The 17124-nt window shown below is 62.8% G+C and carries 10 protein-coding genes; 6 read left to right on the plus strand and 4 right to left on the minus strand.

Annotation, left to right across the window (positions count from 1 at the left end; genetic code table 11):
• Positions 1-99: 99 nt before the first annotated feature.
• The 6 genes from BM416_RS15190 (at position 100) to BM416_RS15215 (ending at position 8048) form a co-directional block, all read left to right on the plus strand.
• The gene (locus BM416_RS15190; RefSeq protein ID WP_092488584.1) at positions 100-1323 is read left to right on the plus strand and encodes an MFS transporter; all 1224 of its coding nucleotides are present in this window, start codon (positions 100-102) and stop codon (positions 1321-1323) included.
• A 38-nt stretch (positions 1324-1361) separates the two neighbouring features.
• The gene (locus tag BM416_RS15195) at positions 1362-2072 is read left to right on the plus strand and encodes a FadR/GntR family transcriptional regulator (RefSeq protein ID WP_092488585.1); all 711 of its coding nucleotides are present in this window, start codon (positions 1362-1364) and stop codon (positions 2070-2072) included.
• Between the two features lie 108 nt (positions 2073-2180).
• Positions 2181-3374 (plus strand): L-2-hydroxyglutarate oxidase, encoded by a 1194-nt coding sequence (lhgO, locus tag BM416_RS15200; RefSeq protein ID WP_092488586.1) that lies wholly within the window; start codon positions 2181-2183, stop codon positions 3372-3374.
• A gap of 57 nt (positions 3375-3431) precedes the next feature.
• Positions 3432-4757, plus strand: a complete 1326-nt coding sequence (locus BM416_RS15205) for an MFS transporter (protein ID WP_092488587.1) — start codon at positions 3432-3434, stop codon at positions 4755-4757.
• 81 nt (positions 4758-4838) lie between these two features.
• The gene (locus tag BM416_RS15210; RefSeq protein WP_092488588.1) at positions 4839-5690 is read left to right on the plus strand and encodes a CAP domain-containing protein; all 852 of its coding nucleotides are present in this window, start codon (positions 4839-4841) and stop codon (positions 5688-5690) included.
• 171 nt (positions 5691-5861) lie between these two features.
• Entirely contained in the window at positions 5862-8048 is a 2187-nt protein-coding gene (locus BM416_RS15215) for a GAF domain-containing hybrid sensor histidine kinase/response regulator (RefSeq protein WP_092488589.1), read from the plus strand.
• An 8-nt stretch (positions 8049-8056) separates the two neighbouring features.
• Here the strand turns inward: BM416_RS15215 and BM416_RS15220 are convergent, their stop codons facing one another.
• The 4 genes from BM416_RS15220 to BM416_RS15235 form a co-directional block, all read right to left on the minus strand.
• Complete coding sequence (locus BM416_RS15220; protein ID WP_092488590.1) at positions 8057-9223, minus strand: GGDEF domain-containing protein; 1167 nt, start codon at positions 9221-9223, stop codon at positions 8057-8059.
• Positions 9224-9274: 51 nt separating this feature from the next.
• Positions 9275-11512 (minus strand): 1,4-alpha-glucan branching protein GlgB, encoded by a 2238-nt coding sequence (gene glgB / locus BM416_RS15225; RefSeq protein WP_092488591.1) that lies wholly within the window; start codon positions 11510-11512, stop codon positions 9275-9277.
• Entirely contained in the window at positions 11509-14856 is a 3348-nt protein-coding gene (gene treS / locus BM416_RS15230; protein WP_092488592.1) for a maltose alpha-D-glucosyltransferase, read from the minus strand. The genes glgB and treS overlap by 4 nt, the downstream gene beginning before the upstream one ends.
• Positions 14857-15012: 156 nt before the next feature.
• On the minus strand, positions 15013-17001 hold the full coding sequence (locus tag BM416_RS15235; protein ID WP_092488593.1) for an alpha-1,4-glucan--maltose-1-phosphate maltosyltransferase: 1989 nt from the start codon (positions 16999-17001) through the stop codon (positions 15013-15015).
• Positions 17002-17124 lie beyond the last annotated feature (123 nt).

Consider the following 17124-nt stretch of genomic DNA (forward strand, 5'->3'; position numbering starts at 1 on the left):
AGGCGTTTGACGCAGGTATTAACTGCAAACCCTGCGTCTTCCGCCATGTTAGGCGAGGTCGTAGATTTGTGACAGTTGCGTCCACCCAAGGAATCTTCCATGCATACGTCTTCACGTGGCGGCCTTGCCAGCCTGTCGCTGTCCATGTTGCTCGCCGCCCTCGGCACCAGCATCGCCAATGTCGGCCTGCCCAGCCTGGTACAGGCATTCGATGCGTCGTTTCACGCCGTGCAGTGGGTGGTACTGGCCTACCTGTTGTCGATCACGCTGGTGATCGTGAGTGCGGGCCGCCTGGGCGACCGCCTGGGCCGGCGTCGGCTGTTGCTCGCCGGGTTACTGCTGTTCGCGCTGGCATGCGGGCTGTGCAGTGCGGCGCCGACATTGAATGGGCTGATTGCCGCACGCGCGCTGCAAGGGCTCGGTGCCGCCGTGATGATGGCCATGGCCCTGGGAATGGTCGGTGATACGGTGCCCCCCGAGCGTACCGGCCGCGCAATGGGCCTGCTGGGCACGCTGTCGGCAGTCGGCACGGCACTGGGGCCGAGTGTCGGTGGGGTGTTAGTGAGCCTGTGGGGTTGGCGGGCCCTGTTTCTGGCGGGCGCGCCCCTGGGGTTAGTGGCCTTCGTCCTTGCCTGGCGCTGTTTGCCCCTTGATCGCCGCCACGGGCGATTGCCTGCACCGGTCGGGTTCTGGCGCGCCCTGGAGGACGCTTCGTTGCGCAGTAGCCTGGCCATGAGCGCGTTGGTCAGCGCGGTGATCATGGCCACCTTTGTGGTCGGGCCGTTCTATCTGTCCCAAGGCCTGGGACTCGCGCCTGAATGGATGGGCCTGACCATGGCGGTCGGGCCGTGTGTCGCGGCGCTGGCCGGCATACCGGCGGGTCGCCTCACCGACCGCCTGGGCAGCCGACACATGACCTTCGCGGGGCTGGGCACCCTGCTCGGCGGCGCCCTGCTGCTGGCTCTGGCCTCAGGACTGCTGGCCTACCTGGGTTCGCTGGTGATCCTGACGGCGGGCTACAGCCTGTTCCAGACCGCCAACAACACCGCCGTGATGAAAGCCGCGCAGGGCACCAACCGAGGCACACTCTCGGGTTGGCTGAACCTGTCACGCAACCTCGGGCTGATTGGCGGCGCATCGGCACTGGGCACGGTGTTCGCCTGGGCAACCCCTGATGTCACCCATGCCACCCCGCAATCAGTCGCAGATGGCCTGCACACAACCTTTGGCGTCGCCGTCGGTTTGATCCTGCTCGCCCTGGCCATCGCGAGGGGCCGCGTGGACAACCAGCAGCACGCAAACATTGACAAGCTAAAATCGTAACGACTATTGTCTGACAACCTGATCACCAAGGTTGTCCCATGCTTGAGCTCCAACGTCCCGATTCGCTTGTCGTGCGGGTTGTCAGTGCGATCCGCGCAGAAATCGACGCCGGCGAGCTACCGCCTGAATCGCGCCTGCCCACCGAACAGCAACTGGCCGAACAGCTCAACGTCAGCCGCTCCGTGGTGCGCGAGGCCATTGCCCAGCTCAAGGCCGACGGTGTCATCACCGCGCGCCGGGGCTTGGGCTCGTTCATTTCCCAGACGCCTGCCGGCACGGTATTCCGCTTTCCCCTGCCGAACGGACGGCGCCCCGACTTGGCGCAGATGTTTGAAGTGCGCCTGTGGATCGAGACCCAGGCCGCCGCGATAGCCGCCCAGCGCCGCGATGACGCCGATCTGGTGCGCATGAAAAGCGCCTTGCAGGACATGCAGGACAACCGCGACAACTTCGAAGCCGCCGCCCTGGCCGACGTGGAGTTCCACCGGGCCATCGCTGACGCGAGCAAGAATGACTACTTCGTAGCCTTCCATGACTTCCTGCGCAGCCAACTGGCCAGCGCGCGCAAGACCGCCTGGGAAAACTCCGCGTCACGCTTTGTGACCGGTTCTGCCGATGCCACCCAGGAACACCAACTGCTTTACCAGGCCATTGCCGACGGTGACGCCCAGCGCGCCGCCGCCAACGCCGAGGCCCACCTGCGTGCCGCGGCGCGGCGCCTGAGCCTGGAGTTGCCCGCCAAGCACTGAGGGATTCCACCCGTTTGAAGCGTGTCTCGGACACGCCATTTTTTTAACAAAACCATTAGTCTGACAACCTGATAAGCAGACCAAAATGGGCAACCTTAGGTACCCGCAATGATTCACGACTTTTGCATTATCGGCGGCGGCATCGTCGGACTCGCCACCGCGATGGCACTGCTCAAGCGCCAGCCCGGCGCATCCCTGGTGATCCTCGAAAAAGAACCGGTGCTGGCCAGGCACCAGACCGGCCACAACAGCGGTGTGATCCACGCGGGCATCTACTACGCACCCGGCAGCCTCAAGGCCGACCTGTGCAAGCGCGGCGCCGAAGCCACCAAACAGTTCTGCACCGAGCACGGCATCAAGTTCGAGGTCTGCGGCAAGCTGCTGGTGGCCTCAAGCCCCCTGGAAATGCAGCGAATGGAAGCGCTGTATGCCCGCGCCCAACTCAACGGCATGCAGGTCGAACGCCTGGATGCCGACCAATTGCGCCAGCGTGAACCGAACATCGTCGGCCTGGGCGGGCTGTTCCTGGACGCCACCGGCATCGTCGATTATCGCCAGGTGTGCGAGACCATGGCCCGAGTGATCCGCCGCAGCGGTGGCGAGATCTGCCTGGAGCGCACCGTCACCGGCATCCGCGAAAACAGCGATCACGTCACCATCAACACCCACGGCGAAACATGGCAGGCGCGCCACCTGGTGGTCTGCGCCGGGCTGCAGTCGGACCGTCTGGCGCGGCTGGCCGGGGTGAAGATCGACCACCAGATCATCCCGTTTCGCGGCGAGTACTTCCGCCTGCCGGCCGCCAAGAACAACATCGTCAACCACCTGATCTACCCGATTCCAGACCCGCAGCTGCCGTTCCTCGGCGTGCACCTCACCCGCATGATCGACGGCAGCGTGACCGTCGGCCCGAATGCCGTGCTGGGCCTGGGTCGCGAGAACTACCGCAAGTTCTCGGTCAACTGGCGCGACGTGGCGCAGTACGCCAGCTTCCCCGGGTTCTGGAAAACCCTTTGGCAAAACCTCGGTTCGGGCACCACCGAGATGAAGAATTCGCTGTTCAAGTCCGGTTACCTGGAGCAATGCCGCAAGTATTGCCCGTCGCTGAACCTCGACGACCTGCTGCCCTACGAAGCCGGCATCCGCGCCCAGGCGGTGATGCGCGACGGCAGCCTGGTGCACGACTTCCTGTTCGCCCAGACCCCGCGAATGCTCCACGTCTGCAACGCGCCCTCGCCGGCCGCCACATCAGCCATGCCGATCGGCGCGATGATCGCCGACCGCCTGTTCACACCCGAGTAAACCCCGCACCACACGTCCATTTGACAATAACTACAAAGACCCAGAAGGAAGTACAGCATGACGGCATCCGCCCCCCTCTCCGGCACCGAAACGCCCGAGCAAACGCGCAAACGCCTGCGCAAAGTCGCAGCGGCAACCATCTTTGGCTCGATGTTGGAGTGGTACGACTTTTACCTGTACGCCACCATGGCGGCCATTGTGTTCTCGAAGATCTTCTTCGATAACAGCGATCCGAAGACGGCCACGCTGATGGCCTTCTCCACCTTCGCCATCGGCTTTATTGCACGCCCGTTCGGCGGCATCCTGTTTGGCTACCTGGGCGACAAGTTCGGGCGCAAACAGGTACTGGTGCTGACCTTCTGCCTGATGGGCGTGTGCACCACGCTGATCGGCCTGATCCCCAGCTACGCCTCCATCGGCATCTGGGCACCGATCGTGCTGGTGTTTATCCGCATCATCCAGGGCCTGGGCGCCGGCGCCGAGCTGTCGGGGGCGGCAGTCACCTCCTACGAACACGCCGCCCAGGGCAAGCGTGGCAGCCAGGGTGCGTGGCCCGCACTGGGCCTGAACCTGGGCCTGTTGCTGTCGTCGCTTACCGTGTACCTGCTGACCATCAACGGTAATGAGTTCCTCCTGGCCGGTGGCTGGCGCATTCCGTTTATCTGCAGCATCGTCCTGGTCGGCGTCGGCCTGTGGGTGCGTAACAGCATTCCGGAAACCCCCGAATTCAAGGAACTGACCAAAGCAGCCGCCAAGGCCAAGGCTTCGCCCCTGAAAGCCTTGTTCAAGAACGACCTGAAGGGCCTCGCCGTGGTGTTCTTCGTGGCCATTGGCTACAACGCCCTGAGCTACATCTTCAAGACCTTCTCCCTGGCCTACCTGACCCAGTTCAAAGGCGTGGATGTGCACGTCACCTCGCTGTCGGTGACCATCGCCAGCCTGATCGCCATCGTCGCCGTGCCGTGTTTCGGCTGGCTCTGCGACAAGTGGAGCAGCAAGCTTGTGCTGATCCTCGGTGGGGTCTGCTCGCTGCTGTTCGCCTACCCGTTCCTGGCCCTGCTCAATACCGGCGAAAGCCTGATGATCTACATCGCCATCGGCGTAGGCACCGGCATCCTGGCGCCGATGATGTTTGCCCCACAGGGTTCGTTCCTCAGCCGCCAGTTCCCCACCCAGACCCGCTCTTCGGGCTTCGGCACCGGGCGCGAAATCGGCACGGCCATCGCCGGTGGCCTGGCGCCGCTGGGCGCCCTGTCGATGGTGGCGGCATCGGCCACCCACTCCACCGATGGCGTGGTGATCATCCTCGGCATATCCGCGCTGCTGGTGGTGGTGTTTGCCTTGTGCGACCAGGGCCGCAAACACTCTGCATTCAAGAACTGAGCAAAAAAGTTCGGACCAACGGGTGCATGGACGCACCCACATCGCGCATCATGGGCACTTTCAAGCTCAAGGGTAACGTCCATGCGCGTTCTGTCATTGATGATGGGTCTTACGACGCTGGCCGCCAGTACGGTGTTCTGCGCCAGCGCGATGGCGAATGAAGAAAGTCAGTTGGTGCAACAGATCAACGAGTACCGCAGCCAGGTGCAGCGCTGCGGCGACCAGGGTTCCCAGGAACTGCCACCGTTGGCCAACGATACACGGCTGGTGCTGCCGGCCAGTAACGTCGGTGACCTGCAGCAGGCCCTGGCCCGTGCCGCGTACCCGATGGTCAACGTGCAGGCCATCAGCCTGTCCGGGCCCAAGGACGCCCAGGCAGCCATGAAAGCCGTGCGCGAGAGTTTCTGCCGGGTGGTGCTGGACCCGCAATTCGTCGACATCGGCGTGAGCAACAGCGGCCAGGACTGGCGCATCGTGCTGGCCCGCCCGTTGCTGTCCAGCGGCCTGGGCGATTGGCAAACCGAAGGCCGCAAGCTGCTCGACCTGATCAATGCCGCCCGCACGCAACCGCGCCAGTGCGGCACCCAGGCGTTTACCGCGACCACGCCATTGTCGTGGAACGAGGCGCTGGCCGGGGCCGCCAACAGCCACACGCGCAACATGGCCAACGGCAATTTCTTCGACCACCTGGACCACGACGGCCGCACGCCTGGCGACCGCGCGGAACTGGCCGGGTATATCGCGAAGAACATCGGCGAAAACATCGCCGCCGGCCTGGACACCCCGCGCAAGGTGGTCGACGGCTGGCTCGCCAGCCCGGGTCATTGCGCCAACCTGATGAACCCGCAATTTCGCGAATTGGGCGCAGCCTATGCCATGGACCCGAAGAGTGACGCGGGCATCTACTGGACCGCTTTATTCGGCACGCAATAAGGGTTGGGCAAGCGCCCACCCCCCGGCCCTTCGCTCCTTCAAACGAATACAGCATCAAAATGCCATCTAGCGGATAATCGTGCTGAACTGGCAGCGACCAGACAGGTCTGTAGCTTTACGCCACATCCTTGCGGGCGCGTTAAAGATTCCGGAATACAAGGTGTTCTCCCAATGATGAATTGGCTGCAAAGCAGCAGCGACATGGCTGAGCAAGTACGTCAGCATGATTGGGCCAGTACGCCCCTAGGACCGCTGGAACAGTGGCCGGACGTATTAAAGACCACCGTGGCGCTGTGCTTCGCCTCCAGCTTTCCCCAGGCGATTGTCTGGGGCCCGCAGCTGATCACACTCTACAACGATGCGTTTATCCCGATCCTGGGCAGCAAACCCTACGCGTTGGGGCGCCCGTTCAACGAAGTGTGGGCCGAGGTGTGGGATGACGTCAGTCCCATCGCCAACGCGGCCTTCGAGGGCCACGCCACTTATATCGAAAACTTCCCCCTGGTGATTGAACGCGGCCCGAGGCGGGAGCAGGCGTACTTCACCTTCTGCTACAGCCCGATCCGCGACCCCCAAGGCAAGGTGGTCGGTATGCTCGACACCGTCACCGAGACCACCTCCACCGTGTTCCTGGCACGCCGCCTGGCGGTGCTGGACGCCATCGGCAACGCGGTGGTCAACGCCGCCGATGCCGAAGCCATCATGACCAGCACCACCCGGTTGCTGGCCGAGCACCTGCAGGTGAGCAATTGCGCCTACGCCGACATGGACGCCGATGAAGACGGCTTTACCATTCGTGACAATTGGACCGCGCCCGGCTCGCCCAGCATCATCGGCCGCTACAGCCTGGCGGCGTTTGGCGAGATGGCCGTCAAATGCCTGCGCGCCGGCGAGCCCCTGGTGATCCACGACAATCTGCGCGAGTTGCCACCCGCGGAGTCCGCCACCTTCCAGGCCCTGGGGGTGACGGCGACGATCTGCATGCCGCTGATCAAGAACGGTCGCCTGACGGCCCTGATGGCCGTCCATGACAAAAACCCACGTCCCTGGTCACCCTACGACCTGGCCCTGTTGCGGGAAGTCACCGAGCGCTCATGGGCGCATATCGAGCGCGTGCGTGCCGATGCCGATGTGCGCAAGGGCCTGGCGGCCTATGCCGAACTGAACACCACTCTCGAACAGCGCGTCGAAGAACGCACCCTGGCGCTGGCCAAGGCCGAAGCCGCACTGCGCCAGTCGCAGAAACTCGAAGCCATCGGCCAACTCACCGGCGGCGTGGCCCATGACTTCAACAACCTGCTGACCATCATTCGCTCATCGGTGGACTTCCTGCGTCAGCCAGACCTGTCGGAACAGCGTCGCCAGCGCTATATGGGCGCGGTGGCGGATACCGTAGAGCGGGCCAGCAAGTTGACCAGCCAATTGCTCGCCTTTGCCCGCCGCCAACCGCTGAACCCGGAAGTCTTCGACGTGGGCCAGCGCGTACAGAACATCGGCGAGATGCTGGAGAGCGTCACAGGCGCGCGTATTCATGTACGTGTCGAGATGCCTTCGCAGCCGTGTTTTGCGCGGATCGATGCCAGCCAGTTTGAAACCGCACTGATCAACATCGCCCTCAATGCACGGGACGCAATGGAGGGCCAGGGCACCCTGACCCTGAAAGTCCTCGGGGCACAGCCGTTGCCCCATATTCGCGGCGACGCCGGGTCGGGTAAGGCGTATGTCGCCATTTCGCTCGCCGATACCGGCCCCGGCATTCCCGAAGACACCGTCGAACGCATTTTCGAGCCGTTCTTCACCACCAAGGCGGTGGGTAAAGGCACCGGCCTGGGCCTGTCGCAAGTCTTCGGCTTCGCCAAGCAGTCGGGGGGCAATATCGATGTGACCAGCACGCCCGGCCAAGGCAGCGTATTCACCTTGTATCTGCCCCAGGTCGAAGCCGAAGCAGCGCTGCCGCCCCCCTGCGAGGAAGCGCCGGCTTCGTCCCACGACACATCACAGTGCCGGGTGCTGATTGTGGAGGACAACCTGGAGATCGGGCGGTTTGCCAGCCAGATTCTTCAAGACCTGGGCTACCAGGCCACCTGGGTGACCGATGCCGAACAGGCCCTGACCCTTGCGGGGCACGATGGGAGGGCTTTCGATGTGATCTTCTCCGACGTAGTCATGCCCGGTATCACCGGCGTCGCCATGGCCAAGCTGTTGCGCCAGCGTCGGGCGGACCTGCCGGTGATACTGACCTCGGGCTACAGCGAAGAGCTGGCAGACAATGGCTATGACGGCTTCGAGTTCCTGCCCAAGCCTTATTCTGCCGAGCAGGTTTCGCGGGTATTGATCAAAGCCATGCACAAGGACTGAGCAGCGCCCTACTCCGCCACGGCCACCTGGTTGCGGCCCAACGCCTTGGCCCGGTACAGCGCTTTGTCGGCGCTGTTCATCAGGCCGTGCAGGTCCTCGTCCACGGCATGGGTGAACGCCACCCCAAGGCTGGCTGACAGCCCTTGGACCGGCTCGGCGGCCAAACCGGCGATAGCCTTGATCAGGCCCTCGGCGATAGTGCGCGCGGTGTCCAACGACGTATTGGGCAACAACACGGCAAACTCTTCGCCGCCCAGGCGGCCATACACATCGGCCTTGCGGAACGACGCACTGATCACCCCGCCAATCTGGCGCAAGACCTGATCGCCGGCCTGGTGCCCATAGGTGTCGTTGATTTGCTTGAAGTGGTCCATGTCCATCATCAGCGCGCACAGCGGCTGCTGGTTATGACGGCATTGCGCATACAGCAATTGCGCATGTTCGAAAAACGCCCGGCGGTTCATCAGGCCGGTCAGCTCATCGGTCTGTGCGGCACGGGTCGAGATGTTATGGGCCCGTTCCATTTGCCGGGTCAGGCGAAAGGCTTTCTCCAGTGCATCGGACAACTTGCGCGTGGCACTGGCCACAAACGTGGAAAACACCAGGACCGCGATGCCGATGCCCACTTGCATCGATGTCGGCTGGAACAACAGCCACAGGGTGCACGGCAGCAACACCAGGCCGATGGACACCAGGGTCATATAGCGATAGGCCGAATAACACGACACCGCACTGACCGACATCCCCACGGTGAACAGCATCACCAGCGCCTGGGACAACCGATCATCGGGGGGCATCAGCGCGAGTGCCCCAGCCCCCCAGATGCTCGCGGACAGTACCAGCGTGACCCAGTAGCGGCGCTCCCAGCGGTCCGGGGTGCGTTCGCTGTTGGGGCAGCGAAACCAGTCCAGGAACATCTTGACCCGCAGCAGCGACGACGCGCCCAGCACCACCAGCCACACCAGCATCAACGTGTGATCGAAGCGCTCCCAGCACAGCCAGCAGAGCATGGCGGCTGCCATGTAGCTGCCGAAAATGGCTGCAAATGACTGGCGAAACAACTGGTGCAAACGGTCGGTTCGCACCTGTGCCTCTATAAAGCAATCCTGGTCCCGCCCATGCCCAAGGCCATTCATGAAATTCGCCTGATTCGACTGCCATGACAAAGGCGCCATTGTGGCACCCTGCCACCAGCGTGGACAACTGAATCCAGCAGGGTAGAGCCTTTAACTCCCGTCAGGCCGCAAAATCAGCACCCCCAACGGCGGCAGGTTCAACGACAGCGACACCGGTTGCCCATGGCGTGGCTCATCCTCGGTGAACACGCCACCGCCATTGCCGTAATTGGAACCCGCGTAGGTGTCGGCGTCGCTGTTGATTACCTCGCTCCAACGCCCACCGAACGGTACACCCACCCTGTAGGCCTCACGGGGCACCGGGGTGAAATTGGCCACCACCAGCACCGGCTTGCCGTCCTTGCTCCAGCGCAGCCAGGCGTAGACGCTGTTGATCGCGTCGTCGCCGATCAGCCACTGGAAACCCTGGGGCGCATCATCCTGCTCGTGCAGGGCCGGCTCTTCGCGATACAGGCGATTCAAGTCACCCACCAGCTTTTGCACGCCTTTGTGCTCGGCGTACTGCAGCAAGTACCAGTCCAGTTGCTGGTCGTGGTTCCACTCGCGCCACTGGCCGAATTCGCAGCCCATGAACAGCAGCTTCTTGCCCGGATGCATCCACATGAACGCCAGGTAGGCGCGCAGGTTGGCAAACTTCTGCCAACGGTCGCCGGGCATCTTGTCGATCAGCGAGTGCTTGCCGTGCACCACTTCATCGTGGGAAATCGGCAGGATGAAACGCTCGGACCACGCATACACCAGGCCGAAGCTCAGCTCGTTATGGTGGTGGGCGCGGTAGACCGGATCCTGCTGGATGTAATGCAAGGAATCGTGCATCCAGCCCATGTTCCACTTGTAGTTGAAGCCCAGGCCGCCCTGTTGGGTGGGCTGGCTGACGCCGGGCCAGGCGGTGGACTCTTCGGCGATCACCAGGGCGCCGGGCGCTTCCAGTGCCACCACGTCGTTCAAATGGCGCAGGAAGTCAATGGCTTCCAGGTTCTCGCGCCCGCCATGGCGGTTGGGCACCCATTCGCCGGCCTTGCGCGAATAGTCGCGGTACAGCATCGACGCCACCGCATCCACGCGCAGTCCGTCAATGTGGAAGTGTTTGAGCCAATGCAGCGCCGAGGCCAGCATGAAGCCGTGGACCTCGGTGCGGCCCAGGTTGTAGATCAGCGTGTCCCAGTCCTGGTGGAAGCCTTCCAGCGGGTTGGCATATTCGTACAACGCAGTGCCGTCGAATTGCGCCAGGCCGTGGGTGTCGGTGGGGAAATGCGCCGGCACCCAGTCGAGGATCACGCCGATATCGGCCTGATGGAGCGCGTTGATGAAATAGGCGAAGTCCTCCGGCGAGCCAAAACGCGCCGTCGGTGCGAACTGTGAAAGCGCCTGGTAACCCCACGAACCGCCGAACGGGTGTTCCATGATCGGCATCAATTCAACGTGGGTGAAGCCCAGTTGCTGCACGTACGGCACCAACCGCTCGGCCAGCTCGCGCCAGTTGTACTGGCGCGCCACTTCGCCGGCCTCGTCCAGCTCGCACTGCCAGGAGCCCACGTGCAGCTCGTAGATCGACAGCGGCGCCGTGGCCTTCTGGCGCTCGACCCGCGCTTGCATCCACTCATGGTCCTGCCAATCCACCTGCAACGGCGCAGCGACTTTCGAGGCGGTATCGGGTGGCAACTGGGTCGCCAGCGCCATCGGGTCGGCCTTGAGCGGCAGAATCCCGTGGGCGCCGAGGATTTCGTACTTGTAGGCGGCGCCAGGTTGCAGGCGTGGAATGAAGATTTCCCACACGCCCGACGGATGCCGCAGGCGCATCGGGTGGCGGCGGCCGTCCCAGATATTGAAGTCTCCCACCACCGAAACCCGCCGCGCATTCGGCGCCCACACGGCAAAACGCACGCCGTCTACGCCATCGACGCTGGTCACCTGGGCCCCCAGGCAACTGCTGAGGTCACGGTGGTTGCCTTCGGCGAACAGGTACAGGTCCATCTCCCCCAGCAACAGTTGCTGGAAGCTGTAAGGGTCTTCGGTGATCTGCTCGCCACCGGCCCACTGGATTTTCAGCAAGTACGCCTGGCGGGTGTTGAACTGCCCGACGAACAGGCCCGGCACCTGGGTCGCATCCAGGTCGCCGATCTGTTCACCGCCATCGCGGCTCAGCACCTGGACGCTCAAGGCCTCCGGCAGGAACGCGCGGATAAATTGGCCGCCCTGCTCGTCATCGTGTGGCCCGAGAATGGAAAACGGGTCGTGGTGCTCCGCGCGCACCAGCGCTTCGACGTCCTTGGACGCCGGCATGGCTGTCAACTTCGGTTGCAGCGGTTCTTTATTCGTAAAGCTCATGACGTCTCCCCACCGCGTGCAGTGTTCGATTTAGATGTAATCCCGCTCAACAACCCGTGCAAGCCCTGCAGGGGCACCGGCAACCAGGTCGGACGGTTTTCCGCTTCGTACGCTACCTCATACGCGGCCTTCTCCAGGCTGAACAACGTCAGCGCGGCGTCCTGGCCCTTGGCATCCTGCCAGTCATGCGCCAGTGTAGACGCAGCGGCCTGATAAGCCTGGATAAATGCCTGGCGGGCCTCCTTCAGGTAGCGATCGGTCACGCGTCTGCGCGCCTGGTCCGCTGCGGGCGAGTGGTCCACCCCTTGTACGTTCAAGGCCATGGCCGCCGCGTAATCAAAGGAGCGCAGCACACCGCTCACATCTTTATACGGGCTGTGCTTGCCGCGCCGTTCATGCAACGGCCGCGCGGGTTCGCCTTCAAAGTCGATCAGGTAGGCATCGCCCTTCACCACCAGCACCTGGCCCAGGTGCAAGTCACCATGAACGCGAATGCGCAGCCCGCCCAAGGTGGCTTTCGCCAGCGCCTGGACATGCGCGCCGATGGCTTTTTTCTGCGCCAGCAATTCACTGACCAGCGCCTGATCGGCGGGGTTCAATTGGCTTTGATGCAGTTTGAGCAATTGCAATGCACGGTCGATCTGCGCGCCAACGTCCTTGGCCCAGGCTTGGGTATCCTTGGCGCTGGTCGGTTCGGGCTTGAAGTCCTTATTGGTCGTTTTGGCGCCCAGTACCCCGTGCATTTCACCCAGGCGCTGGCCGAGCAACCCGGCGAAGTCCGCCAGCTCACCCAAAGCGTTGTAATGCTGTTCCTGTTCGGAGATGGCCTCGGCCAGTTCATCGCGAATCGCACGCTCCAGGTTGTTCTGGGTCCAGCTCCATGCGTCGCCCTGGTTGCTCAAGTAGCCCTGGGCGATCATCAGCAGGTTGTCCTCGCCGGCGCCATCATGGCGAATCACCGAACCCATCAGCGGCGAGATATTCGGGTAACCCGCCTGCGTCAGGTAGGCGCTCATTTCCAGCTCCGGGTGCACCCCCGCGCTGACTTTGCGGATCAGCTTGAGCACCAGGCTCTCGCCCACCACCACCGAGCTGTTGGACTGCTCGGCAGACAAGTAACGCACCGGCGACTCGCCCGTCAGTTGCAGCGTGTCCAAGTGTGGCGTGGCTTCGAAGCGCAGGTCGCCGTCGCTGCCGTTTAACACGGTACCGGCCTGCAGGCCTTGGATCACCGCGCGAATAAAGTGCTCCAGGCTGAAGGCGTCCGTCACCAGGCCGACCTGACGCACCCGCCGTACCCGGGCCAGGGCCAACTGTTGCGGCAAGGCGCTGGTGAACTGGTCTTCGCCAAGAAAACCGAACGGCAGCTGATACCGACTGACCTGGCCACCGGCGGTCACTTCAAGCTCGCTGAGCAAGACCGGATGCTGCGGGTCGCCAAAGCGCACACCGTAGGCGATACGCACGCTGTCGATGGCGGTGTCCTTGCCGGCAAACCAACGGCGCTTGGGCAGCCAGGCGGGCAGCGAGGTCTGTTCGAGGGTGGTGCGACACGGTTCGTCGAGCAGCTCTTCCATGCGTTTTTTCAATACCAGGGTGGTGAAGTCCGGCATGCTTTGCGCCGGCTCCACGTGCCAGCTGGGCATCTGGTTTTCCGCCGCCAGCACGAACCAATAGAAGCCATACGGCGCCAGGGTCAGCAGGAAATTCAGCTGGCCGATGGGCGGGAACGCATTGCCGCCGAGCATCTCTACCGGGACCATGCCGGCGAAGGCCGACAGGTCCAGCTCGGCCGCCTGGGCGCTGCGCGAGACGTTGGCCACGCACAGGATGATTTCGTTGCGCCCGTCTTCGCCGGTGAATTCGCGGGTATACGCCAGGATGCGGCGATTGCTTGGCGAGAGCATTTTCAGGCTGCCACGCCCAAACGCCTTGGACTGCTTGCGCACCGCCAGCATGCGGCGGGTCCAGTTCAACAGCGAGTGCGGGTCCTGGGCCTGGGTTTCGACGTTGACCGACAGGTAGCCGTATTGCGGATCCATGATCGGTGGCAGCACCAGGCTGGCCGGGTCGGCGCGGGAGAAACCGCCGTTGCGGTCGATGGACCATTGCATCGGCGTGCGCACGCCATCGCGGTCGCCAAGGTAGATATTGTCGCCCATGCCGATTTCGTCGCCGTAATACAGGGTCGGCGTGCCGGGCATCGACAGCAGCAGGCTGTTGAGCAACTCGACCCGGCGACGGTCGCGCTCCATCAGGGGCGCCAGGCGCCGGCGAATGCCCAGGTTGATGCGTGCGCGGCGGTCAGCGGCGTAGTAGTTCCACAAGTAGTCGCGCTCTTTATCGGTGACCATTTCCAGGGTCAGTTCATCGTGGTTGCGCAGGAAGATCGCCCATTGGCAGTTGGCGGGGATCTCCGGGGTCTGGCGCAGGATATCGGTGATCGGGAAGCGATCCTCCTGGGCCAGCGCCATGTACATGCGTGGCATCAGCGGGAAGTGGAACGCCATGTGGCATTCGTCGCCGTCATCGCCCTTGCGGTCGCCGAAATACAGCTGCGTGTCTTCCGGCCATTGGTTGGCCTCGGCGAGCAGCATGCGGTCGGGGTAATGGGCGTCGATCTCGGCGCGGATCTGCTTGAGGACGTCGTGGGTTTCCGGCAGGTTTTCGTTGTTGGTGCCATCGCGCTCGATCAGGTAGGGGATGGCGTCCAGGCGCAGGCCGTCGATGCCCATGTCCAGCCAGTAGCGCATCACCGACAGCACGGCTTTCATTACCTGCGGGTTGTCGAAATTGAGGTCCGGCTGGTGGGAATAGAAGCGGTGCCAGAAGTACTGGCCGGCGACCGGGTCCCAGGTCCAGTTGGACTTTTCGGTGTCGAGGAAAATGATGCGGGTGCCGTCGTATTTCTGGTCGTCATCGGACCACACGTAGAAGTCCCGCGCCGCCGAGCCCGGCTTGGCCTTGCGTGCCCTCTGAAACCACGGGTGCTGGTCGGAGGTGTGGTTGATCACCAGTTCAGTGATGACCCGCAACCCGCGCTTGTGGGCTTCGGCGATAAAGCGCCGGGCATCGGCCATGGTTCCGTAGTCGCTGTGCACGCCCCGGTATTCGGCAATGTCATAGCCGTCATCGCGGCGTGGCGAGGGGTAGAACGGCAGCAGCCAGATGGTGTTGACACCCAGGTCGGCGATGTAGTCGAGCTTGGCGATCAGACCGGGAAAATCACCGATGCCGTCGTTGTTGGAGTCGAAATAGGATTTGACGTGAACCTGGTAGATCACCGCGTCCTTGTACCAGAGCGGGTCTTTGATGAAGGTGGCAGCCTTGGGTTTCTTCGCCATTGGAAACTCCTGAAATACTCGAAAAATCGTGCAGACTGAACCGGGTCAATGTGGGAGGGGGCTTGCCCCCGATAGCGGTCTTTCAGGTGGGTATTCAGTGGCTGACACACCGCTATCGGGGGCAAGCCCCCTCCCACATGTTGATCTTCACCAGGCTCAGGAGGTGCTGATGCGCCAGATCCCGAACGGCATCTGCGGCTCCAGCCGCGTCCACTGGGTCTTGCCATACCAGGTCCAGCGGTGACCGTTCATCAGGTCTTCACCCTGGGTCTGCGCATCGTCCGGCAGGCCCAGTTCCCACAATGGCAACTCGAAGTGGGCTTCCTGGGCATTGAACGGGTCGAGGTTGACCGCTACGAGAATGAAGTTGCTGCCATCCTCGCTGCGCTTGCCGAAGTACAGGATATTGTCGTTCCAGGCGTTGTAGAGCTTCAGGCCCAGGTGGGTCTGCAAGGCCGGGTTTTGGCGGCGGATGCGGTTGAGCTGGGCGATCTCGGCGATGATATTGCCGGGTGCGGTGAAGTCCCGAGGGCGAATCTCGTATTTCTCCGAGTCCAGGTATTCCTCTTTGCCCGGCACCGGTGCCGCTTCACACAGCTCAAAGCCCGAATACATGCCCCACAGGCCCGAGCCCATGGTGGCCAGCGCGGCGCGGATCAAGAAACCTGGGCGCCCGGACTCATGCAGGAAGCCTGGGTTGATATCCGGCGTGTTGACGAAGAAATTCGGCCGGTAGCATTCGCGCCACGGCGACTCGTTCAATTGCGCCAGGTATTCGGCCAGTTCGGCCTTGGTATTGCGCCAGGTGAAGTAGGTATAGCTCTGGGAGTAACCGACCTTGCCCAAGCGTGCCATCATCGCCGGGGTGGTGAACGCCTCGGCGAGGAAAATCACCTCGGGATACTTTGCCCGTACATCGGCGATCAGCCACTGCCAAAAGGGCAGCGGCTTGGTGTGGGGGTTGTCGACGCGAAAGGTCTTCACGCCCTCTTCCACCCAGCCCACCACGATGTCGCGCAGTTCGGTCCACAGGCCTGGGATCGCATCCGCAGCATAAAAGTCGACGTTGACGATGTCCTGGTACTTCTTTGGCGGGTTCTCGGCATATTTGATCGTGCCGTCCGGGCGCCAGTTGAACCAGCCCGGGTGCTCTTTGAGCCACGGATGGTCCTGGGAGCACTGGATGGCGAAATCCAGGGCGATTTCCAGGCCATGCTCGGCGGCAGCCTTGACCAGGCGCCGGAAGTCATCACGGCTGCCCAACTGCGGGTGGATGGCCTCGTGGCCGCCCTCCTCGCTGCCGATGGCATATGGGCTGCCAGGATCATCGGGGCCTGCGGTCAGGGAATTGTTCTTGCCTTTGCGGTGGCTGCGTCCGATCGGGTGGATCGGCGGGAAGTACAGCACGTCGAACCCCATGTCATGGATCATCGACAAGCGCGAGTGCACGTCGTTGAACGTACCGTGGCGGGCCGGATCGTCGGTGATCGAACGGGGAAACAACTCGTACCAACTGGCAAACTGCGCCGCCTCGCGCTCCACATCAATCGGGTAGACGGTGCTGATGCTCAAGTAGGCGCGGTGGTCGGCCTGGGTCATCAGGTGCGCACTGTCTTCGTGCAAAAACAACGCGACCTGCTCGGTTTCCAGCAAACCGGAGAGTTCGTGGTGCAACAGCATCAGGCGGTCGCGCAGTTCGTTGTCGCTGCGTTCGGCGGCCTGCAGCACCAGGCTGCGGCCTTCCTGCAACTCCAGGCTGACCGGCACCCCGGCTTCATGTTTTTTGCGCAGTTCATAGCAGAAGCTGGCGAAGGTATCGATCCAGGCCTCGATGCAGTATTCGTGAGGGCCCTGGACGGTGACGGTAAACGCACCTTCCCAGCCATTGTTGCCCACGTCGTTCATGACCACGCTGTGCCAGCTTTCTTCATGCAGCGGGCGCCAGCGGATCAATACGGCCAGCTTGTCGTGGCCGTCGGCGAATACCTTGCTGGTGACGTTGACCCGCTGGCCCACTACCGCCTTGACGGCAAATTCGCCGCCGTCGATCACGGGTGAGGTGCTTTCGATCGCGATCCTGGGCAGCAACAGCGCCTGGGACAGCGGCAATATGGAGCTTTCTGGAGCCAGTGTTTCAGCAGTCATCGAGCATCTTCCCCTTACGCCCTGTGGACGCTCTTTGCTTGATCCGAATTCCGATACGGCCACGCTCTCCCTGAGCAGGGCCGCTATAGGTCCGAGCTTGGGCCGAGGTTAAAAGTTCAGCTG

The sequence above is a fragment of the Pseudomonas sp. NFACC42-2 genome (assembly GCF_900116055.1).
Taxonomy (GTDB): domain Bacteria; phylum Pseudomonadota; class Gammaproteobacteria; order Pseudomonadales; family Pseudomonadaceae; genus Aquipseudomonas; species Aquipseudomonas marginalis.